We start from the raw sequence: 20,691 nt of genomic DNA on the forward strand, positions 1-20,691 counted from the left end.
ATCGTATCCCCGGTTCAGCTCACCACTGGGTTAGTAAGGCGCCAATCGCCTGAAGCTGAATCTGAGCTGGAGGTTGCCGTGCTAACAGCAATGCTTCAACTACCTTATCTGGTAGGCTTGTTTGCGCGGGCTCGACTTTGTGCGGGCTCGGCAGCAATCGATAGTTTGCGAGGTAATTGCGATAGCCCTCAAATCGCGGCATGCCACGCAACTGGCGGAGACGAGAAGAGCTTTGGATCGCTCCCGTCGCTCCAGCTGTAGCCTTGCCGCTTAAGGACGTCTTTGGGCTCGAACGGCGGCTGCGCAGCCCATAGCCGCGTGGTCGTTTTGCGAGCCCGTTCCAGCAGGGCGGCGAGCGCACACGTTCCGGTCGTCGGCAGCTCGAACGCGAGAATCTCAAGCGGCGGCGTGGCAGTCGTCGACCGCCCTGTGAGCCTGATGGAAGAAACCGGGGCCATTTAGCAGGTAGCTGAGGCGGGAGCTCTCGAAACGGTGCTTTCGCCATTCGGCGCTATTCGCGCTTCGCGGTTCGGCCAAAAAGCTTCGTGTCACGTTTCGCACCATCATAGATGGCGCTGGCGCGCCGCGGACTTGTCGTTGTCGCGGGGCCGCTCGACGGACGTGGACGCCCGGTCAGCAACGATCGGAGTACCGATCGAACGCGTCGATGCGGCGCGCCTCGATCTCGACGTCATCTCGGCGGTAGATCTCCCGCATGAGGAAGCCGCGTTCGCCCTCGACCGTCCCGTCGGGGACGTCGATGAACCAGGCGCGCAGCCCGCCGCTCTCGCCCGGATCCCAGCGGTAACCGCGCCGTTTCAAGGTTTCGCGGAGGTCGAACGGGGCTCCGATGGCCCGGACGCGCCACCGCGGCGCGCGAGCGGATTCGAGCAGAACGTCGAGGCCGCGGCGCCCGCTCCGAGGTAGCATGCGAGAGAGGATCTCCAGGCCGGCGCGACAGTCGTGCACGGCACGGTGTCCGTCGTGGAAGAAGCCGCAGGCGGCTGCAAGCTGTCCGAGTCGCGTGCCATCGACGAAGCCCTCCGCCGCCCAGTTGATTTCCGACCAGGAACAGGCCCAGGCGAGGCGAGCAAAGGCACCGCACAACCGCTCGGCGAAGCGCCGTTCGAAGGCGGCGTTGTGCGCGATCACGACGACGGCCTCGCCCCAAAAACGCCTCGATTTCGGCGGGATCAATCGAACCACCCGTGACCATGTCGTCGGTGATGGCCGTGATGGCGGTGACCTCGGCGGGTATGTGGCGTCCGGGATCGCGGAAGCGGCTGAAAGCTTCGTGAACGGAGAAAATGCGGCCGTCCGAGGCGAAGTCGAACGGTCCCATGCCGATCTCGATGATCTCGTCGCGCGCCTGATCCAGACCCGTGGTCTCGATATCGAGGAATATGCCTCGGTGCAGCCGGGCCGTCTCGTCCGGCAAGCAATAGACTGACCGCGGCTCGAGGCGCCGGAGGATCCGATATCGCCCGCTCGACTCCAGGACCGCCGCCATGCGCTCCAGTTTCGCCCGCTTCCGCGGATACCGTTTCCCCGTTTACGATCCCTTTCGTCCCCACCGCTGCAGATGCCGCCGCAGCAGAATCTCTACGCCACGTAGCTGGCGGGAAGCATAGACTGTCACCTTAATCATTCGGGCGCTCCATGCCGCAAATCGTCGTGTCCGGCAGCAATAGCACGCGCCTGATTCCGGTGAAGGCGATCCCGGCGGAGAAGCTGACGACTACGTGCGGCAGTCGGCCAAATGATCGCGGCTGATTAGCCGATCAATCCTCTAAAATGGGAAGGGATAGTTCTATGCCGGATACGACAACCAAAGACCAGGTCGGATTGTTTCATGCCAGCTATCAGATTGGCGAAAGCCGCCCGGGAGGCATAATCTTCAAGCTGGATCTGGTCGTCGACACGACGAACAGGCGGGTCCAAGGTTTCGGCAACATCACCCAAGCCGTTAAATCGCCGCTCGATGTCGCCACCTCGCTGCAGGGCAGTTATAGCCAGCTGCCGGCGCTCCCGCCGGCCCCGACACTACTTCTAGTACTCCTTACCGGCTACCCGCCGATTCACTGGCCGCCCCATGCCGGGCTGGGACCGGTAATTCTGCCCAACGTCGATCTGCGCATGACCCTTGACCCGAGCTGGCAATCAGGAATCGCCACCCACCGTTATCGCAGTGGCCCCGACGTTTTGGCAGGAGGTCGAGGCTGCGCCGGTCAAGCTGGTGTCTCCAGCCGTCGCATCATGAAGCATCAAGGTCGGGGTCGGCAAGGCTCCTGCCCGACAATCGAGACCGGGTTGCTCGTTCAGCTCTTTGTGGAGGGTCCAAGCTCCCTAATGAGTAGCCGTCGTCAAGAGACTATGTCGATTCGACGGCGGAGCTGAGCGCAGAGCAGGTGGATGCCTTGGCTCGTCACACTTTCCGGATTGAGATGTGCTCGAGCTTATACCGCGAAGAAGTATCGGGCAGCTGAATCATGACGTTGAGAACGTCGAGAACGAAGCCATTGTGATCGCCAGCGCGCCGGAGCCAACCCGGAGCCGATGTTGTTCGCCCACGATCGAGATAACGACCTCATTCAGCGTCCATTTGTCGCCAAGACCCGAAGCGTGCTGGCGGATACGGTCAGAGAACACGTTGCCGAATTTCCGTCCCCACTGGCGCACTGGTTTCATAGGTCACCTCAATGTCATCCTCGATCATGCGCAAAAGGGAAAACGGATACACAACCAAACTGGCGGCGATAAGAGGGTCCCGGGCGGTCGGCCTGCCGGTCATCTACCCCTCGGCCGCTTCAATCGTCAGGTCATGCGAGAGCGCTGGCTGCGTCGACGAAACGAGCGCAGCCAGGCCCGGCAGACCTCAGCGCGGAACATGCCGAGCCGCTCCAGGTTTCCGGGGATCGCGTGGTAGTTCGGGTAACCCCGCATCACGCGACGGAGCCAAACGCCAGTCTCACCCGATAGCGGCCCACCTGCGCGGCCGCCCCGGAGCCGCAGAGGTCCCACTTGCCAGCCGCCTCGATCACGCCACCGCAACGCGGACGTGAAGCGCGGCACTTAGTCTTGGTCGGAATGACCGCCTATGACTAGACGCGTTCGATGTCCACTCCTTCCCGGACAGCGACGCAAGAGCGGACATGCCAGAGCGCTTAGTCCGGGGCGCGTGCAGCGCGCAAGTGACTTTGCGGCTGGGGATTGTTGGCAGGATTGGTGTCGTACTTGGATATTCTCGTGACGAGTCCGCTCGTGGCGAGCGGTTGCAAGTCCGCCTCCAGCGCGTCAGCAATCTCCTTGGCATAAACCTCCTGGCCGTCCACGTAGAGCGTAAAGGACTTCAAGAACTTTTCCTTCTTCGCCGGATTCTCGATCGTCGCCTTTGTCCAATGGTAGAGCGGATAATTCTCGACGCCGTGCTCTTCTGCTGCGGCGACATACTCCGCAAAGGCGTCGAACTGGCATTTCAGCGCAGCGCCACGCTTGGCGAGGATATCGAACAGCCGCGCCAGTATCGGACCTCGATGTTGTCGGCGCAACGATTCCGCCGCGGCAGAATCATTCACATCGAACCTAACCTGATACTGCCACTGACTAGTCATACTATTCTCGCCATCTGGTCGCACCCGATTTGTCTTTTACGACCGCAAGACGCTGCCGCTCCCTCAGAGCAGGTCCGGCACCCGTTGTGTCAACGCTGACCGCAATGTCAGGCCGACCATTATGTTGCAAGCTCCTCTTTTTCGCAAGGCGCTCGTTGACGAACGAAGGTCGATCACCATTCGCGACCGGTCTCCTCTCTGCCGTCGCTTGCCGACACCGTGAGGTCAACTCGCTTTTCCTTGACATTGATTACCTTGGTCGTCACTCACACCTCGTAGCCTGTAGGCATAGCGGCGAAGTGACGACATCTTATCTGCTGTAGTGCTGCCCCCGCTTTCATCTGAATCCAAACTCGGGGTGATGACGTTGAGCGAAGGCTGCGAGCAGAGTCGGCGCGGGCATCGCAAGGACTTGCCGCATAAGGCGTCGTCAAATCGATAGTCAGGCTGACGTAAGCGCATCGGCAGCTTTCAATCCTAAAATTGGACCTACCAAATTGAGCAGTCGTCTACTCAGGCCGAAATGCCTTATCCTTCAACGTCGAACGGCCGGCGACCTGCCAGCACGACCGTGACAAATATCCGCTAACGGATCTGTCGGAGTAGTCGCAAAATGGAGGTCACAGATGTGAGGTATGGCGATGCGATCGCCTTTCGCCGTCGCTACCGGTGCCGCGGATTGCGGGTCGCGATCGATAAAGATGCGGTGCGCGTTGATCCCGTCCTGATCTGGATCGAAGCGTTCGCTGGTCCCGCTTCCATCTTCGATTAGGAGAACACTCGCGACTTGATTGCATTTCGTCAGGAGCGCTCGAAGGCATGCAGTACTGGTCGACAGCGTGGCTAATTGCAATTTAGCAGCATCTCACCATTTGGACGCCAACTTAATGACCGACAACACCACCGCTGTGGACGCTGCCACCACGAACTTTGCGTCGCCTCCGACTAACCTAATGGGGGTCCAGATGACCGCGGTGCAGTTAGCCGCGCACTTCAGGAAGTCGCCAGCGACGATCGTCCGTTGGGCACAAGAGCCCGATTTTCCGCGTGCAACGGCTCTAAATGGAGAAGTGCATTGGCCGACAAGCGCGGTGCACGATTGGCGCCGCCGACGCCAAAGGGCATACCGGACTGCGCTTCGTGCCAAAGAGGCAGCTGTAGAGGCGGACGTCGAGAAGGCACGGCTCCGCCAGAATTTAATCGCCGCGTTTGCTCGCCCCTATCTGCCACAGATCCGGCGATCGACGGTTCCACCGCTTGGCGCGCCTCTCTCTCGCCGCATGATCGTCCAGGCGGATGGCTCGCTTTCGCCCGCGCCGATCGATGACAACCGGAATTGCTCTCGCAGATGACCAGTGCCCCATGTGCGCATCTGGCTCTGGTCGGGCCACGGCGCTTCAGCAACGACGCAGGTGATTTTGGTTGCGAGGAGCGCACGAACTAGCAGACGGATGGATTGGGCACGCTTGAGACAGACGCGAACTACGGGATCACTGCTGGTAGGGCCACCTTAGAGATTTACGTTCACGGGTAAGTGCGGGAGCGCTCGATGAAGGAATTTGCGGGGGTTGTCGCCTTTTGTTTGGTGATCTTAGCGTCCGCATTTGAGGGTGGCAGGCAGAGAATTCGTCGAGCGCGGAGGCGCGCTTGAGAGAGAAGAACATCACACTGCCGGCTGAGCCGCGCCGGTCGGCAGCTACGTCAACGCGGTTCAAGTGGGCAATCTCCTGTTCATGGCGGGCAGTGTCTCACCGAGCCGAAGGGTAAGCTCGGCCGGGATCTGACCGTCGAACAAGGCTATGAGGCTGCCCGGCAAGCAGGCTTGATCATGCTGGCAAAGGTGCGAGCGGCGCTGGGTAGCCTCGATCGGGTGAAGCGCGTTGTCAAAGTGGTCGGCATGGTGAACTCGGCCGATGACTTTGGTGACCAAGCCAGGGTGATCAATGGATATTCCGACCTAATGATCGAGGTGTTCGGCGAATCGATTGGTAAACATGGTCGCTCCTCACTGGGCGTGGCGGCGCTTCCGCGCCGTGCCGCGGTCGAAGTCGAAATGATCCTTGAGGTACAGTAGCTTTGCTGTCGATCGCACTCTTTCCACTTGGAAAAGCTTTGACACGAAGGTTGAAGATAGTCGCCGTGCCGACGTGCTCTGCCGGTTCTTAGGCCGCACAACGAACCGTTGACGCACGCGTCGCGGGCACGGACGACTTTGCGTTTTGCGTTGCCGCGAAATAGCGCGGCAAATCACGAGGCCGGAACGTCACAAAGGCGTTCAGTTGCTAGTCCAGGAGGTTACCATGGAACGACGCGCTACTAATCTAAGGATATCGGCTAATCTAAGGATATCGGCTCTGATATGTCTCGCTGTTGCTGCCCCGGTCAGCGATGCCTTCGCCCAACAGACACAGCGCGTATCCTACAAAGCGGGCGCGGAAAATGCCAAATACACACAACAGCAGTTTCTCGACGTCGGCGACGTCGCGGGCCATCAGGTGCGATCATTTGAAATTTATCGCACCTTTCCGACCAACGCTCCTGTCGTCAATGGTTTGAAGATCAAGGAAACGTGGACGCGGGGCGTCTCTGACTACGTCGACAATAATGGTCCTGCCAGCATATACAATGTCTATGTCTTCGAGAACGGCGACAAGTTCTTCACCCGCGGCACTGTGCTGGCTCATGGCGCCGGGCCGGGAAAGCTCAGCAACACGGCTGTCTCGTACATCACGGGCGGCACGGGAACGCTGGCTAGTATTCGGGGAATTGCGCGAACCACTGGCCACGGCGATCCCAAAGCAGGGGTAAATGAGTCGCAAGTCGAAATCGAATATTCGATCGGCAAGTAGTTGCGGACACAGTGAGCGGTCTCACTCCGCGCAAGTATTCATCGATACGCGCGTTGGAGACTTTCCAATTCAGCGGACCGCGGAATGTCGGCTCAAGAGCACGAGCACCGGTCGCACCCACGGGCGCCTTTCCGTGGCAGACGAGAGGATGCGCATGCTCTGGCTCGCCGCCGGCGGCGAGCCAACGCTGGACAGTGCGCCTGTCGACACCGAGCAGTTTGCCAATGCCGGATGTCGCACAACCTTGCGCGCGGAGACGACAAATTTCATCCCAACGTTCGCGTCGTGCAGCTCGTCTATCCGCTCGCAATTGTGCAAGGCCCGGCGCTGACGCGGAAACGCCGGTGATCGGAGTCTTTCCGGCTGCCATGATTTGCACCGCTGCGGCTAGGTTGTGACGATGGCGACCGATCGCATGACGCAAAGCATCCCCCAAACTGTTAAGTAAGTGCCAACGGTCCGCGACCTGAACTGCATTGGGCGCACCACAGCGGGCGCCGTCAGCATAAAGACCCGCACGATCACGGGCCACAATCTTGATCCCCGGCCACCTCTTCAGCCAGCGAGCAACACTGCCGGCGTTACGATCCGGAAGCAGGTCGAGCACGCAATTGCGCTCCAGATCGCAGATGATCGTTCCATATCGCTGGCCACGACGCCAAGCCCAATCGTCGATGCCGACGACAGTCGGAGCAGCAAAATCCGGTAAGGGCGCCGAGTGAACCATCCGGAGCAAGGTATCGCCGCTACCGGCATAGCGAGTTTGTGCGATAGGCGCGAGCCGGGCTCTCCGCCCACAGCAAAGCCGATCGCCAGTTGGCTCTCGCCGAGACGGATTGTTCGTCTCGCTCTCGGCCGTACTGTCGTTGGTAGCCGCTCGGTAAATATTCGGCGCAGGCATCTGGGATTCGCGCACCGAAACCGTCGCGCCTGAAGACGGATTTCGACCAGCTGCCCCTGCCATGGCAGATCGGCTAACCGTCGCGTGTAATGGCTGTGGACCCGATGAGTTTGGTTACTGCAACAGGGACAGAGCGAGACCGCTGCTTTTGGTCGAGCCACGAGCACCACCCTGTCAGTTTGGGGAAGTATCTGGACAATTAAGAGCTCGGGCGAAATCAGCGAGCGGAATGCTTGGTGCAAGGCGAATCACGGCGTCGACTGCGATTCCAGCCTTATGACCTTATTCGCACCGTCCGTGAATCCCGCACCCTGCACCAAATATGCGGAAGAACCCTTGATTGTCGCTGGAGTCTCACCCTGATCGCCGCCGCGCAAGGCACACCGGTTGAAGCCGCTCGGCGGGCAGCCGTCGTTCGGATCGTTGCGCGAACTGGCCCGCGTCGTCGGCAACGATTGTGCTGTCGAGATCGACACGAACAGCTACTCGGTGCCGTGGCGGCTGATCGGCGAGCGCGTGGCGGTGACGGTTGCGGCCGGCGAGGTGCGCATCCGCCATGGCATGCGCGAGGTTGCGGTCCACAAGCAATCGGAGGGGCGCTGGCTGCGGATCGTCGATTCCGCCCACCTCGACGGGGTTGCCGGTCGCAATGGCGCGGTCTGCCGATCGGCAATCGCGACACCGACAGTGCCGGGGTCGTCTCCACTGCCCTCGTTGTTGCGTCCTCTTGCCGAATACGAAGCAGCGATCGGAGGGAGCTTCTGATGGCGCGCACAAAGAAGGCTACCGAAGTACCGATCGATCCATTCGACGCCATGCTGGCACGATTGCAGCTCTCTGGCATCCGCGACCAGCTCGACAGCCTGCTCGACGAGGCGGCGCGCGCGAACCTGTCGGCGCGTGAGACGCTGATCCTGCTGTGCGAGCGCGAGATCGCGCGCAAGGATCATCGCCGCATCGAGATGGCGCTGAAACTCGCACACTTCCCGGCCGTGAAGGAGCTTGCAGGCTTCGACTTCGAGGCGCAGCCGTCGATCGATCCGAAGCAGATCCGCGACCTGGCCGCGTCACGTTGGATCGCCAACGGCGAGAACGTCCTGCTGCTCGGCCCGCCGTGCGTCGGTAAGACGCACTTGTCGATCGCGCTCGGACGAGAGGCGATCCTGGCCGGTTACACGGTGCAGTTCACCACGGCGACGACGCTGGTCGCTGGCCTCGCCAAGGCGCATGGCGACCCGCGCCAGGACGGGAAACTGCTCGCGCTGGCGAAGCCAAAGCTGCTGATCGTCGACGAACTCGGCTACCTGCCGCTGGAGCCCGACGCGGCGCATCTGTTCTTCCAGCTGGTCAGCCGCCGCTACGAAACCGGCGCCATGCTGATCACGTCGAACCGCAGCGTTTCCGAATGGGGCACCGTGTTCGCCGATCCGGTGGTCGCCACCGCGATCCTCGACCGGCTCTTGCACCACAGCTACGTGCTGACGATCCGCGGCGACAGCTACCGGCTCCGCGCCCAGCGAAAGAGCGGCCTCATCAAGCCGCCCGCCGCTGACGGCCCTCCGGTCGGCTCCGCCTCCCTTCCTCCCGTCAGAGGCGGAGCAAACCTGCAACCGACATCATGAACCCGATGGTGGGGCAGTTCTTCATGACGCAAAGGGGGCAGTTCCGGATGGCGTTTGACATTGTGCCGTGACGTACTCCTCTGGGTGCCGCATCCGCCAATGTCAAAACGAACTATGCTGGCCAGTCGCGCGGAGCATCTCGTTCTGGGCGGTGGCGTAAAGTGCTTGCCAGGTCTCTGTCAGCTCAGGGGTGAAAGAAGCGCCGAATTTTCGCTCAAAGCTCCACATCAACGCCTCGCCCATTGCGACAAAGTGCGACGGCTGAACGCCAAGTCTGGCGTGCTTGTGACCGGAAATCGCGATCAGCGATCGGAACATCGGTCTTTCGTCGAGCGAGGCGACCAGCGCTGTGATCATATCCAGCACCTTCATCCGCTGCTTCTCAGTATCGCCGCCGAACATTTGTCTTGCATCTGGAGCTAGTTCGACGAACCTGTTGTAGCACAGGTCGGCGAGGTCGCGGCGGATCGGCCACATCGCGTCAAATGATGTCCTGATAAGGTCGACCTGCTCGGGCGTCATTGGTTAGACGAGCAGGCTCGTAAAGAATGGTCTTGTAATCTCTGCCGCTAAGGGCTCTCTCTCATCTGAAGTGACGACGGAGACAAACTGGTGTTTGCAGTTCCAGCAGCGCCAAAGATCCTGAGCTTCATTCGCGGAGACGCGCTCGTGCCACTCGAGGGTGACTAATCCAGAACCACAGCGAACGCACTCTTTGTCATGCGCTGTTGAGATTGGGAGCATGTGGAACCTCTTTTCTTACACACAAGCGACGCATACGGCAGAAGGGCAGGAGTTGGGTCACCACTCGTGCGACCTTGAGCAGCTGCGCTGGATCAGATGTCCATTCCAATGCTCGCGCCGACAGCGAGAACTCGGCGAATGAGGGTCGTTTTGCGCAAACGATAGTGGGACCGGCAGCATGTTGGAAGTCCGGTCAAAGAGGGGAGCCTAAGAGGGTCACAGTGTCTTGAGGTATTCAAGCAACGCCTTTTTGTCCTGATCGCTCAAACTTGTCCCGTACTCGTGGCCGCATCGGCTATTTCCAGAGTTGATATTGCTGCAATCCGTCACGGATAGAGTATCGCTCAGCGGCTCCTTGGTGACAGCAAGACCACGTTTTCAATGTCGTATTTGCGTCCGACGCTAAACTGCGATCTGCGCTGCCCTGATGGCTTGAGCAATTCCGCCAGCGTCGGGACCGATCCGTTATGGAGATAAGGTGCGGCGGCCCAAATACCCTGCAGAACACTGGCCTCGTAGGAGCCCCACGGAGGCAGCTGAGCGTGAGACGCTCGTTCTGCTCCCTGACGCCTAGCCTTTTTGATTGCTTCCGAGGTGCTGACAGTATCGAAAGCCGTTAGCAGATCCTGCAGCGTTGGCGGTAGCCGCACCAGCCCCAGAGACTCCGGTGTGTCCGACGATCCCGGATCTGGCGCCGCTGCTACCCGTGCATTGGTTGAAGGGGCGCCGCCGGCCAACAGGTGTTCCGCGATCGAACCAATGACCGAGGTCGCAAGAATGTTAAGAATCTCATCGTTCTCCTTGAGGGGGGCGGTCGCGAAGGGAATGTACGCTCCCTTCAGCACGCCCGTATTCGCCTTCCAGGCGAGGATGTCGTATTCTCGTGTATCGGTACCAACGTTCTGGACCGGAGTTCGCCATGTTTTTACAAATGGAAAGCGTTGCTCTCCGTCTTCTATCCCGTGGCAACCGCTACCCCCCTTCAGCGGAATCCCTTTCAAAAATCGCTTTGCCGCGCGCGGCTAAAGCAGCGTCAATCGTCCAGGGCCATTTCGGAGGGCCGATCCGCTTCACCAGGTTTTCAAGCTGGCTCAGGCCGTCGAAATTGGTGGAATTATTGTCAAGGAAATTGATGATCACACCCTGACGCTTCGGCTCGAACGTAGCGAATACTCCCAGAACCTCGCCAACGTTCCGAGCCAGCCCCAAGATGTCATTTCCATTTTTTGCGAATCCAGGCCATTGCGTCTTATCTTGCCGCGGCGAATTCCAGAGGAATGGGTATCTCACGGGAGCGTCCGCGGTTTTCATGTTTCCTGGGATCATTAAGTCGGGCGGCGGGCCTATGTCCAGTCCGGATATGCGGTTGAAAATCATCCCCACAGCGTCCAGACGGCCAACTCCCCAGCCGGTCTTGGGCAGCGCGCGCACAATAAGCGTGTGAAACCGCAAGTACCACCCCCCGACCTGCCGACGAAGATCCGCAGCGTCGGCCGCGTCCGGCGCTGTGGACCGCAGGACAGCTGCAGCAAACGGAGCGAACGAGCTGTCACTGGCAATCACGTCGCCCACAGCCTTGTCCAGATCGCCAAGCAATGCGTAGAAGTCTACAAACGCCGGACCGCTATCCACCCGATACACCTTGCCATCAGCTTCGATCTGGCGCGTGTAACAGGCTGAGCAGATCATTCCGACGACCTGGAAGTCTTGAGGGCCTGAAGCGTGAAAGCCGACGGGAAGATTGGCCGTGTTTGCAGGATTCGGTAGATAGCCGTACCGTGACAAACCATGCGCGAGGAATGGCTGTCCGTTCCTTTGCTTCAGCGCCTGCATCCAAGACAACGTAATCAAACGCGAGCCCTGATCGCGCGAATAGAAGTCAGCTCTCGCTGCCGCGGTCCAATCCACACCCTGGTCAAGATAGATGGGATTGGCGTCGGTGCCTTGAGCATCCGAGTTTGTCGTGACGACAAACGTTAAGGCGATCAGAAAGAGAGTGCGGAGCATCGTGTGTCCTACCGCTTCCATTGTCGCAACAGCCCGAGGCAACTTTCGCCGAAATCCGCGCCTTTTCCGCCTTTTCCGGCAAACCTGGGCTTGCCTTTCGGCCTGCAGGTTCGGCCTGCAGGCCATCGGATCATTGGTTATCAAAGGGCGCTATCCAACAAACTTCAACCTACCAAGTTTTGGCGGAAGCAACTGCATTCGGAAAACGATCATCGCGTCGCCCTGGATTTGTCGGAGGCATACAGGCGTGCGGCATAGCAATTGCGGAGCCTCACTGCCAGATTGGTTCCGAGAGATCTTCCCGATGTCGATCTGGAATGGCGCAGGATCGACCAAAACGCTCTTCAAGGCGCCGCTCACTGATCGACAATCTTCCGGTGAGAACGACGTGCAAACTAGGCCGTTGAAGCGCACGAGCAATGACTGACGGGCTAAAGAAACATGAGGCGTGACCGTAAAGACCTGCTCAGCGAATTGAACAGGAATCGCGGCCGCAATCTCGCTGCCGAAGAGTTTGAAGCCGTCGCGAACCTCACGCTTCGCCGAGGAGTCCGGGAGCGTCAAGCTGGCCCACAGCTTCGCGGTCGGTTCAAGGTATTTGACGGTGCGTGTCGAAGGGCTCGACGGAAGGCAACTCAGCGGCACGAAGGGCTAAAAGGCGAAACAGTGACCGATATCCACGAAGAACGCGTATTCTGGAATGATACCTTTCACGCCGAATTATTTGATTTCCGCGGCCAGGTTCATTTTGCCCGCTTTGATGGCTGCACCTTCGTGAAATGCACCATCGTGCTCGATAGCAGCGCCGAACAGCTCGCCTTCACCGGCTGCACGTTCAAGGACTGCAACATCGATCATATCGACGCAGACGAGGGTCGCGGAATTGTTGTCCGTGACAACTTTTTCGATCGCCCCATTGCGGAGCGTAAGGCTGATTTCGAACGACGCTTTGCTGAAGCGCTGAATCGGCGCCTAAAGTCCTAAACGCCGAACGCTTAGCCATGGAGCTTCACGCCACCAACGACATGCGGGGCGATCTCCGCGCCGGCTCCATCAATTACCGCACTCGACTCGGTTAAAATTGTCCGGGTCGCCCCGGCATGGGCTGAGGCCGGAGTAACTTAGTCGCCCGCGACCCTAGACCTCGCGGCACAGCTCCCCTACTCATTGGGGAGTACCGGAGTCATACGGATGGCGAAGGCGCGCCCCCTCATCCATACTTTGTCCAAGTCAGGATTTTGCATACACCCTCCTAGGGCTAGAGCCAACGCCGTCCGCATGTATTTCAAGCGGGCGGCGTTGGGTTGTGGATCGACTGTAGCGCATGCGATTAACTGCGTGCGCCCTCTCTGTGGTCGCCGATCTGGTACGATCAGCGGCTATTTTTGGGCATCGTGCGCCGGTCATGCTGCTCACTGGGCGCAGGCGCAAGGGAACCATCCGCTTGGACGATCATCTTGCGCGAAAGAGGCGCGCCCGACAGCGGAACAGCCGATCGCTCGACCTGCGGCGGACATGTGCGAGCAAACGCGGCGATTAAGCGCTGGCGGTGACGAGCTCTCTCCACGGCCGTCTCGACCGCCTTCTCTTGGGCGCGCAGCGCGGCGCGGTATGCGCGTTTACGCTGGCGGTTCCATTCTTGCACGTCTGTCACAAGCCAAGCTGCCTCTCCGGCGGAAGTGCTCGCGCATGGAAAGTTGGGCCGTTCCGCCCAACGGACGATCGTTGCAGGTGTAATCTTGAAGTGCGCGGCCAATTGAACCGCTGTCATGTAAATCCCGGTCAGGTCGATGGAAGGCGGTCCGACGTCCGGGATGATGTTGTCATTGCTATCTGTCATCGCTCGCAGCCACCCTGACCAAGTCATCAACGAACAAAGCGCGATTGTCGAGCTTACCTTTCATCGGCTTGCCCTCTCATGAGCGAGGCTCCTGATGCGCCGCGTCGCAGATGATCTTGAAGACCTAAAGAGTGTAAGCGGATGTTTGCGTACAAGCTCTGTGCGCGTCTTCGCGAACTCGTCCGGGCCTCCTTGCTGGCGGACGATCTCCCGAAGTGCGGCCAGCTTCTCAGGGTCGGCGGAGCGAATAGCTGCCTCGAAACCCGGTATAAATTCCAGCCTGTCCATTGCAACACATTCCTTATGAAGAAAGCTCGGGTTTTGAAGGCGGCCTTGGTGGCGGCCTGGTCGCCATAAGCTCCGCAATCGCGGCAAGTACGACGCTCGTATCGGCCTTCCCTTCGGACCATCCCTTCAGCGCCTCTATCGCGTTCTTTAAAGCCTCATCACGGGTCACGGAACAATCTCCACAGCCCCCCTATGGCCGGCCGCGCGGCCTGCGACTCCGAAAGAACGCGCGAGCATTTGGAGACCGCCCGCGCGGAGTTTGCTACGACAAGCTTGGTCCGTGTTGCGTGAAGATAAACAGCCAAGCCGATAAGCCTCTCAACAACTCGCATGCCACGGCACCGTGCAGAAGTAGAGCCAAACGGCGCGGTATCGACAGAGCACAGTGAGGCCGACGCGACGGAAAAGCGTGCGGGCGACTGCTGACGACCGCCCGCACGCCGTCGCACCTCAAACAGACCTGGCCCTCACGAGGGTCAATCAATAAGCGGCCAAGCCATCGACTGCTCAGCAACGCGCGTGCCAGACGACCGGAGAGTAAACGGCGCAATCCCGGTGCACTTCTCGTGCGACTTTCAGACATGCACGCAGTCAACCCGACGCCGTTTGAACGAAACCAGACGTGGCTAATGACGCCGAGAGGGCGCGGGGATTGGATGATTGCCGTCGTGTATCGCGATCAGTTCGCCGGGCTCCAAACCGAGCTTTTGCAACTGCTCTTTTTGAAGCGGACAGTTAAGCATTCCGGCCCTTGCGTCACAGTCGGCTATCGTCATCCTCACCGCTTCCGCCGGGTCAGCGACGGCAACCACGTATACTACGTGTCTGAATTCTTCGTCGTCGCCATCTTCCTTGAAGACAGCAGCAGTCACTAACCAACCGTCCATCCTGCTGCGCTCCGGGAACGCGAAGTAGGCGCTGTCTTCACCTCATTGCATAAGTATTGCGACTACTATGATGTCGATGGAGACCAGGCCCATGAAAATCACGCAGCCTAGGTACGGTAGGTCGCCGAGGACCACACAGCTCCAGACGCGAGGACGGAGCGTGCACTCCGGCAACACGATCAACCTGCACAATTCGGCGCGTTGCGTTCGGCAGCTTGACACGGCAATCCGAGTCCCAACAACTACCGGCTTGCATAGGTGCATGGCCCGCCCGACAACGCCGCCCTAGCGAAGCTGGGCTTCAGCAACTTTAGCGAATTCCAACGCGGACCCTGGATATCTGCAGCGTTTGGATGCCGGTCTGCCTCTGACTTTGCGGTAATCCTCGACTTTAGGACCAAACCGCGGCTTCATCTGCAGCACGTAGCGAATGTCGAATAGTAACTGAGCAGGGCCCAAGACAAACCTGCCACGCTCTACAACGAAAGCCCGGATCTGTCGTTCGAGGTCGCCGGGCAGGTAGTAGTTGTCGAGCGGAATGCGGTTCTTGACGGTCACTGATGCCGATGCTCGACTGTGCGACGCCATATAACGTCGAACCGTTCGCCTGGCTCGCCAAAATGCTTCGGCGCATTGCTTATGGCTCGCGGAGCAGCGAAATCGACGCTCGGCGGAATCGCGCCGCCTGACAGCATCGCCTTACCGCGTACAAAAGAAGTGCCGCCTACGTTGCCGCAAGCGACCCAAGTCTAGGGAGGAATGCCCAAGGAGGGCAGCGATAGCGGGGCGCGACCGCATTACCTGAAAATAGGACGATCGCGATCGGCGGCTCAATTGAACGTAGGGAAACGTCAGGCATCTAAAGGGACATGGAACGATACGAAGGTTTATGGTGCCCGCGCGCGAAGCTGGGCGAAGGCTGTCGTTGCCTATGCAACACGTCGAGCAGCAGCCAATCGATGCCATCGACAAGTCTATCTTTCTTATCAGAACAAGCGACGCGAGCGCGCCGACGGGGGACCAGACATATGAGTGCGGCCAACATCGCAAATGCGCCCGACAATCCTGCAATGTTTGCGAGGAAACCGACTAACCATTGAGGCCGCCTTACGGCACGACGTGAATCACTATTATCCCGACCAGCAGAGCAGCGCCTAAGACCGTAATGTCAATACAGATGCGAGCCGCGGTTGAATATGAATGGAAGGGTGGTTGTTCGAACATGCCGCCGCGCTCCTCTTCTAGCGCCGTCACCGATCTCAGCCCGTCTTTAGCTCGGGCGTCCTAGGATGAATAGAGGATGAGGGGCCAGGGAGCGACGGCCTCCCCCAGAATAGGTAGGAGCCCGATCCGATGTTGATGCTGTAGCGTCAAGCGTCGTTTGCCGTTGGGGCTGGAGTCCGTGGAGCATCAGGATCCGGCTGCGCGATCGAGCGGGTCTATGTCGACAACGACTACCGGCGGCCACGACGCGCGAAATCCCCGCCGCGTCTTCACTTCAGGTCAGAAGCGCGGCGTCGTCGGCGCGAGCTGTGCCGCCCAGTCCTCCTCTCAAACTCTGTAATATTAAATCATTTAATCGGTAGTTGCGGCCGAAATAGACGCTGCCTCTGAGCGAGTGGGCAGAAGCACGTTTGCCCGGAACACGGCGCCCACTCGGAGCTATTTTTTTCATAATCTTGGTTGTTCTCCAATTGACTTCGGCGGCCGTTTTCGAATCAGGCAGGCGCAGACAGGAATGCGTAGCCTTCACGAAGAAGACCTATCTGATATTCTCGGCTATGCATCGGATTGCGCTCTTCGTTACAAATGGCGTATCCGATGTCGTATATGCGCTTGACCCTCTCCTCACGTCGAACGCAGTACCTTGCGAGCGCGGTTTCCAGGTCGTGGCTGCTATGGAGTTCCTGAGCGAGGACCAGAGCATCCTCGATCGCCATGGCGCCGCCCGACGTCATCTGCGGTGTCAGCGAGTGAACCGAGTCACCCAACAATACGACGCGGCCGCGGTGCCATGGTGCAGGCATCATCAATATGTCGAACGGGCGGTAGCTTATATGATTGCCCTCGCCGACCAAGTCGGCCGCTTGGATCAGTTCGGGCGCCGTAAATGGGGCGAGCAGGTTTCGAACATAATCGCAAACCTGATCTTGAGCGACACGAAGCTTTTCATCCGTGTTTTCCAGGAAGAATAGGTAACACAGCTCCTTCGACAGCGGCAGCGCGCCAACCACTCTCCCCGTCGGATGGCGATAGAGGATGAAGCCGTCCATAGCTTCGGTCCGAGAAACAGTGTAACGCCACACTCCTTGGCCGGCGTATTGCGGCTTGAACTCTCCGCCGAAGATTTGCTCGCGCGTCTTGGAATAAACGCCATCGGCCGCGATCAACAAGTCTGCGCGATCTGTCTCGCCGTGCGAGAGCTGCACCGTCGCGCCCTCAGCGTCCTGATCAATCCGAGTGACAGTCGTATTGAAGGCGATCTCGGCGCCGCTCGTCCTGGCGGCCTCCTCCAGGATCTGCCCGAGGCGCGGCCGCATGATTCCTAGCGCGGCTGGACGATCCGGATCCCAAATTCTTGGCAAGAACTGCTGATGCAGCGGGTTTCCGGCGGCGTCGCGTATCGATACGACGTCCCACCCGTGACCGCCTTGCAGACACGCTTCCACCAATTCCAATTCGGCGAGCGCTCGTAGCGCATTCCCAAGTAGGGTGATGCCAGTCCCGATCCGGTCGCTCCTATCTCCCATTTCGATGACTCGAACAAACACGCCGATGCGTCGAAGCGCATGGGCGGCTGCCAAGCCACCAATACCACCGCCCACGACGATAACGTTCTTGACCGCGCCCATGTTGTCCTCCTACACGTCCGTTGTTCATCTCTCGTGGTGAACTGCGCCACTGCGCCTTCTCTGTGTGCAGTTCATCCGCTCGATACAGCGAGACTGCGATGTACTTCGTTTCGAGGGAATCCTTGATGCCTTCGGTCGCGCGTTCCCGCGCAAGACCGCTCGCCGTGCTACCGCCGAAGAGCGCCGCGGGATTGGAAGCGAGCCCCCTGTTGAACGCGACCATGCCGCTCTGCATCTGGCCGGACAGTCGCAAACCCCGCTTCAGATCCTTCCGAACCTAGTTTCGTTGGCGTGCGTCACGGCGTGAGCCCCGCCGTCGAAGAGCACAATTGGCGCCACTTCGCTGAGATGGACGCTGAGGTGCGGCCGCTGCTGAAACTCGTCGATCACCGACATCTAAACGATGTCGAAGGACTCGAAAATCCGACCGCCGCGGTGATCGTCGATTGGTTCTTTGACCGCATTCTTGGCTGCTAGAGTGTGCCGATTTGCGAACGACGAGTCTTGGGTGGAGGTTAGGGTCGGTTGAGTGAAGCCATGAGCTGGGACAGACAAAAAATGGGTCTTCGCAGCTGCGCCTGAGCCGCAAAGTCGACGCCATCTGTAGAACGTTGATGGTGTTGGTCCCGATCTCGATCATGCGATCAGCGTAGATTTTGAACGGAGCTGCTTGTGTCGGACTGCCTATCGCCTTCATCCGGTGCACCGTTCGCAAGTGAGGCCGAACTGCAAGCCAACTTTGTGGCGCCTAATGGAGCTTGGGCGGCCAGATCTGCCAATCATCGTCACAGATCTGACAAATCTCGCTTCCTCGATGCCGAGATCCCTCGGGTGCCCGTTCACTGAGTGCGGAAATCGCCAAGGCAAGTCCGCCGTGTCTGGCGTCGAGTTCAGAACGGATGTCCCCGAAATCGAGCGAAGCCTCATAGCGTCGGTCGCAGCAGGCATGGTAACCGCAAACGTTACGTTCTGAAGGCCGACGCTCTCCAGGTGACCAATTAAGACCAGGCAATCGGTTACCATGTGTGCAATCCAACGAGTTGGATCACCCCAGTTAACTCTAGGCGCACTCATCACGAAGTGCGACTACCAATTCTTGGAGGTGGAAGGGCCGCGGGATGTCCCGATCGCTATTGAACTAGGTCGGGCCGGCGCGCATCCTCAATATCGTCGACGATGTCACCAAGGAATGTCTGGGTGCCATTCCTGAGACGTCGATCTCCCGCCGGCGTGTGGCGCGGGAACTGACGACGGTTGTCGCGCGGCGCGGCAAACCCGGCCTGATCGTCTCCGACAACGGCACCAAACTCACCTGTAACGCCATGCTGGCCTGGTACAAGGAAACCCGCATCGACTGGGACTATGGGACGAACGGGCGTCAACTGAAGCGGCCTAATTAAGCTTCAGCTCTTTGATTGCAAGCCGCGAGATGGCTGATGCGTTCGTTACGCCGCGCGCGCGGACCTCAATGACCTTGAGCGCGACAAATTCGCAAAGTGGGTCTCCCCGCTCGACCAACCCAAGCGATTCCAGCGTGAGCCGGTAAGCCCAATTAAGCGATTTCCGCTCCTTTTCCGTATAGGTACTTCCGGCGAGCAGGCGATTGATTGTCATCGGCCAACGATCCTGTGGAACCGATAATCATGCCCGAATAGGGGACCATTGTCGTAGATCAAAAAACAAAGTCAAAGTTCTGCTACATGGCACATGTGTATACATCTCATAAGCGCTTGACCTGCCACTGAACTTTCATCCAGCGGGAGTTAGAGTCTCGGTGGTTTTTGCAGCGAGACCGAAGTTTGGACCACCCAGAACTAGAGTTTTGCGCCTTGGTCACGTTGGCGGGCTGGTTGCGCCGACGTGGTTTTGCAGCAAAATCGGCGGTCGATTGCCGATCGCCCCGTGGGGCCGTTCTTCATTGTAGTATCTGTGCCAATCCTCCACTTTTTGCTGGGCGTCCGCAAGGGACAGGAACCAGTGGGCGTTGAGGCATTCGGCCCGGAAGCGGCCATTGAAGGCCTCGATGAACGCGTTGTCGGTTGGTTTGCCGGGCCGCGAGAAGTCCAGCGTGACGCCGCGCTGGTAAGCCCACAGATCAAGGTCGCGCGACACGAACTCGCTGCCTTGATCGACCCGGATCGTTGCCGGGAAGCCCACTTCCTTGCAGGCCCTCTCCAGCACCTCCGCGACGTCGCTGCCGCGGAAGGTGAACCGTGGCGCCAGCGCCGGCGAGAAGCGGGAGAAGGTATCGATGATGGTAAGCACGCGAAGCTTGTGTCCGGTCGCCAGCTGGTCATGGACGAAGTCCATTGCCCAGGTCTCGTTCGATCGTGTGGCCGGCCTGCGGTCATCGCGCAGCTTGGCCTTGACCCGGCGCTTGGGCGTCTTGTTGCGTAATTGCAGGCCCAATTCGCGATAGATGCGGCGCGTCTTGTTCTGGCCATGACGCCAACCCTCGCGGCGGAGCAGGACGTGAACACGACGGTAGCCGTAGCGAACGCGGACATGACAGATCTCCTTGATCTTCTGTTCGAGGGCAGCCTGGCCGGAGCGGCGGGACTTGTAGTGATAGGTCGAGCGGTCAAACTCGAGAGCGTCACAGGCCCTGCGGATCGACACCTGCCACTCGCCACAGACCTCGTCGACCAGCTTGCGCTTCCGGCCAGGCTTCATAGCTTTCGGCGGATCACGTCCTGCAGCATCTCTTTGTCGAGCGACAGGTCCGCCACCAGCTTCTTCAGCTTGCCGTTCTCCTTCTCGAGCTGCTTCAGCCGTCGCATCTCGGTCGGCAGCAGCCCGTCGTATTTCTTCTTCCAGTTGAAGTAGGTCGCCTGGCTGATCCCGGCCCTGCGGCAGATCTCCGCCACCGCAATCCCGTCACTGCCCTGCTTTAGGATGAACGCCTTCTGGGCGTCCGAAAACCTCGAGGCCTTCATCGTCCTTCGCTCCTCCCAGCCGGGGAATCGGTGCGAAAAACTCTAGCCAATAATGGTCCAGTTTGCCGGCCTCAGATCAACATCCAATGAGGCCTTCACGGCTTCCGCCTGATCAGCCATAGCGACGGCATAAGTCACATATCGAAGCTTGCCG

Annotated in this window: 21 protein-coding genes and 5 pseudogenes; 10 read left to right on the top strand and 16 right to left on the bottom strand. The window is 59.4% G+C overall.

Going from position 1 to position 20,691, the window contains the following annotated elements:
* Window positions 1-633 precede the first annotated feature (633 nt).
* Window positions 634-1,152: a 3'-5' exonuclease gene (locus tag ACVIW0_RS36375; RefSeq protein ID WP_461346263.1), complete on the bottom strand. Its 519-nt coding sequence runs from the start codon at window positions 1,150-1,152 to the stop codon at window positions 634-636.
* Between the two features lie 109 nt (window positions 1,153-1,261).
* Window positions 1,262-1,510: pseudogene (locus tag ACVIW0_RS36380) on the bottom strand (3'-5' exonuclease); the annotation flags it as partial.
* Window positions 1,511-1,812: 302 nt separating this feature from the next.
* Between ACVIW0_RS36380 and ACVIW0_RS36385 the strand changes: the two are divergent.
* Entirely contained in the window at window positions 1,813-2,397 is a 585-nt protein-coding gene (locus tag ACVIW0_RS36385; protein ID WP_461346262.1) for a DUF1842 domain-containing protein, read from the top strand.
* A 100-nt stretch (window positions 2,398-2,497) separates the two neighbouring features.
* Here ACVIW0_RS36385 and ACVIW0_RS36390 read toward each other — a convergent pair.
* Window positions 2,498-2,778: pseudogene (locus tag ACVIW0_RS36390) on the bottom strand (IS6 family transposase); the annotation flags it as partial.
* 386 nt (window positions 2,779-3,164) lie between these two features.
* The gene (locus tag ACVIW0_RS36395; protein ID WP_461346261.1) at window positions 3,165-3,611 is read right to left on the bottom strand and encodes a hypothetical protein; all 447 of its coding nucleotides are present in this window, start codon (window positions 3,609-3,611) and stop codon (window positions 3,165-3,167) included.
* A 1,675-nt stretch (window positions 3,612-5,286) separates the two neighbouring features.
* Between ACVIW0_RS36395 and ACVIW0_RS36400 the strand changes: the two genes are divergently transcribed.
* From ACVIW0_RS36400 to ACVIW0_RS36410, 3 genes are all read left to right on the top strand, one after another.
* Window positions 5,287-5,685: a RidA family protein gene (locus tag ACVIW0_RS36400; protein WP_461349634.1), complete on the top strand. Its 399-nt coding sequence runs from the start codon at window positions 5,287-5,289 to the stop codon at window positions 5,683-5,685.
* Between the two features lie 226 nt (window positions 5,686-5,911).
* Window positions 5,912-6,460 (top strand): hypothetical protein, encoded by a 549-nt coding sequence (locus ACVIW0_RS36405; RefSeq protein ID WP_461346259.1) that lies wholly within the window; start codon window positions 5,912-5,914, stop codon window positions 6,458-6,460.
* Window positions 6,461-6,614: 154 nt separating this feature from the next.
* Complete coding sequence (locus ACVIW0_RS36410) at window positions 6,615-6,791, top strand: hypothetical protein (RefSeq protein ID WP_461349792.1); 177 nt, start codon at window positions 6,615-6,617, stop codon at window positions 6,789-6,791.
* 72 nt (window positions 6,792-6,863) lie between these two features.
* Here the strand turns inward: ACVIW0_RS36410 and ACVIW0_RS36415 are convergent.
* A pseudogene (locus ACVIW0_RS36415) lies at window positions 6,864-7,130 on the bottom strand (ISL3 family transposase); the annotation flags it as partial.
* Complete coding sequence (locus ACVIW0_RS36420; protein WP_461357526.1) at window positions 7,016-7,531, bottom strand: transposase family protein; 516 nt, start codon at window positions 7,529-7,531, stop codon at window positions 7,016-7,018. The pseudogene ACVIW0_RS36415 and the gene ACVIW0_RS36420, both read right to left, overlap by 115 nt.
* Window positions 7,532-7,748: 217 nt before the next feature.
* On the opposite strand from ACVIW0_RS36420, the gene ACVIW0_RS36425 reads away from it, so the two are divergent.
* Both ACVIW0_RS36425 and istB read left to right on the top strand, forming a co-directional pair.
* A complete protein-coding gene (locus ACVIW0_RS36425) occupies window positions 7,749-8,126 on the top strand; it encodes a Mu transposase domain-containing protein (protein WP_461346258.1) in 378 nt (125 codons plus the stop codon).
* Window positions 8,126-8,983 (top strand): IS21-like element helper ATPase IstB, encoded by an 858-nt coding sequence (gene istB / locus ACVIW0_RS36430; protein WP_461356696.1) that lies wholly within the window; start codon window positions 8,126-8,128, stop codon window positions 8,981-8,983. The genes ACVIW0_RS36425 and istB overlap by 1 nt, the downstream gene beginning before the upstream one ends.
* 102 nt (window positions 8,984-9,085) lie before the next feature.
* Here istB and ACVIW0_RS36435 read toward each other — a convergent pair whose 3' ends face one another.
* The 3 genes from ACVIW0_RS36435 to ACVIW0_RS36445 form a co-directional block, all read right to left on the bottom strand.
* The gene (locus ACVIW0_RS36435) at window positions 9,086-9,505 is read right to left on the bottom strand and encodes a globin domain-containing protein (protein WP_461346257.1); all 420 of its coding nucleotides are present in this window, start codon (window positions 9,503-9,505) and stop codon (window positions 9,086-9,088) included.
* Between the two features lie 566 nt (window positions 9,506-10,071).
* The gene (locus ACVIW0_RS36440; protein WP_461346256.1) at window positions 10,072-10,728 is read right to left on the bottom strand and encodes a c-type cytochrome; all 657 of its coding nucleotides are present in this window, start codon (window positions 10,726-10,728) and stop codon (window positions 10,072-10,074) included.
* Window positions 10,700-11,734, bottom strand: coding sequence for a di-heme-cytochrome C peroxidase (locus tag ACVIW0_RS36445; RefSeq protein ID WP_461346255.1), 1,035 nt, complete (start codon window positions 11,732-11,734; stop codon window positions 10,700-10,702). The genes ACVIW0_RS36440 and ACVIW0_RS36445 overlap by 29 nt, the downstream gene beginning before the upstream one ends.
* Before the next feature lie 441 nt (window positions 11,735-12,175).
* On the opposite strand from ACVIW0_RS36445, the gene ACVIW0_RS36450 reads away from it, so the two are divergent.
* Window positions 12,176-12,718, top strand: a complete 543-nt coding sequence (locus ACVIW0_RS36450; protein WP_461346254.1) for a hypothetical protein — start codon at window positions 12,176-12,178, stop codon at window positions 12,716-12,718.
* Window positions 12,719-13,106: 388 nt separating this feature from the next.
* Here ACVIW0_RS36450 and ACVIW0_RS36455 read toward each other — a convergent pair whose 3' ends face one another.
* Window positions 13,107-13,574: a helix-turn-helix transcriptional regulator gene (locus ACVIW0_RS36455; RefSeq protein WP_461346253.1), complete on the bottom strand. Its 468-nt coding sequence runs from the start codon at window positions 13,572-13,574 to the stop codon at window positions 13,107-13,109.
* An 869-nt stretch (window positions 13,575-14,443) separates the two neighbouring features.
* Here ACVIW0_RS36455 and ACVIW0_RS36460 point away from each other — a divergent pair.
* Window positions 14,444-14,737, top strand: a complete 294-nt coding sequence (locus ACVIW0_RS36460) for a hypothetical protein (RefSeq protein ID WP_461346252.1) — start codon at window positions 14,444-14,446, stop codon at window positions 14,735-14,737.
* Window positions 14,738-15,034: 297 nt separating this feature from the next.
* Here the strand turns inward: ACVIW0_RS36460 and ACVIW0_RS36465 are convergent, their stop codons facing one another.
* From ACVIW0_RS36465 to ACVIW0_RS36475, 3 genes are all read right to left on the bottom strand, one after another.
* Complete coding sequence (locus tag ACVIW0_RS36465) at window positions 15,035-15,307, bottom strand: hypothetical protein (RefSeq protein ID WP_461349791.1); 273 nt, start codon at window positions 15,305-15,307, stop codon at window positions 15,035-15,037.
* Between the two features lie 1,160 nt (window positions 15,308-16,467).
* Entirely contained in the window at window positions 16,468-17,601 is a 1,134-nt protein-coding gene (locus ACVIW0_RS36470) for an FAD-dependent oxidoreductase (protein ID WP_461346251.1), read from the bottom strand.
* Window positions 17,489-17,836, bottom strand: coding sequence for a hypothetical protein (locus ACVIW0_RS36475; protein WP_461357527.1), 348 nt, complete (start codon window positions 17,834-17,836; stop codon window positions 17,489-17,491). The genes ACVIW0_RS36470 and ACVIW0_RS36475 overlap by 113 nt, the downstream gene beginning before the upstream one ends.
* Window positions 17,837-17,904: 68 nt before the next feature.
* On the opposite strand from ACVIW0_RS36475, the gene ACVIW0_RS36480 reads away from it, so the two are divergent.
* Both ACVIW0_RS36480 and ACVIW0_RS36485 read left to right on the top strand, forming a co-directional pair.
* A complete protein-coding gene (locus ACVIW0_RS36480; RefSeq protein WP_461346249.1) occupies window positions 17,905-18,078 on the top strand; it encodes a 6-carboxytetrahydropterin synthase in 174 nt (57 codons plus the stop codon).
* Window positions 18,079-18,755: 677 nt separating this feature from the next.
* Window positions 18,756-18,989 (top strand): annotated as a pseudogene (locus tag ACVIW0_RS36485) (DDE-type integrase/transposase/recombinase); the annotation flags it as partial.
* 4 nt (window positions 18,990-18,993) lie between these two features.
* On the opposite strand, the gene ACVIW0_RS36490 reads toward ACVIW0_RS36485, so the two are convergent.
* The 3 genes and pseudogenes from ACVIW0_RS36490 to ACVIW0_RS36500 all read right to left on the bottom strand — a co-directional run.
* Window positions 18,994-19,215 (bottom strand): hypothetical protein, encoded by a 222-nt coding sequence (locus tag ACVIW0_RS36490; protein WP_461346248.1) that lies wholly within the window; start codon window positions 19,213-19,215, stop codon window positions 18,994-18,996.
* Window positions 19,216-19,434: 219 nt separating this feature from the next.
* Entirely contained in the window at window positions 19,435-20,457 is a 1,023-nt protein-coding gene (locus ACVIW0_RS36495; RefSeq protein ID WP_461357528.1) for an IS3 family transposase, read from the bottom strand.
* Window positions 20,385-20,537, bottom strand: a pseudogene (locus ACVIW0_RS36500) (transposase); the annotation flags it as partial. The gene ACVIW0_RS36495 and the pseudogene ACVIW0_RS36500, both read right to left, overlap by 73 nt.
* Window positions 20,538-20,691: the final 154 nt, after the last annotated feature.

It is taken from the genome of Bradyrhizobium sp. USDA 4454 (genome assembly GCF_054822705.1).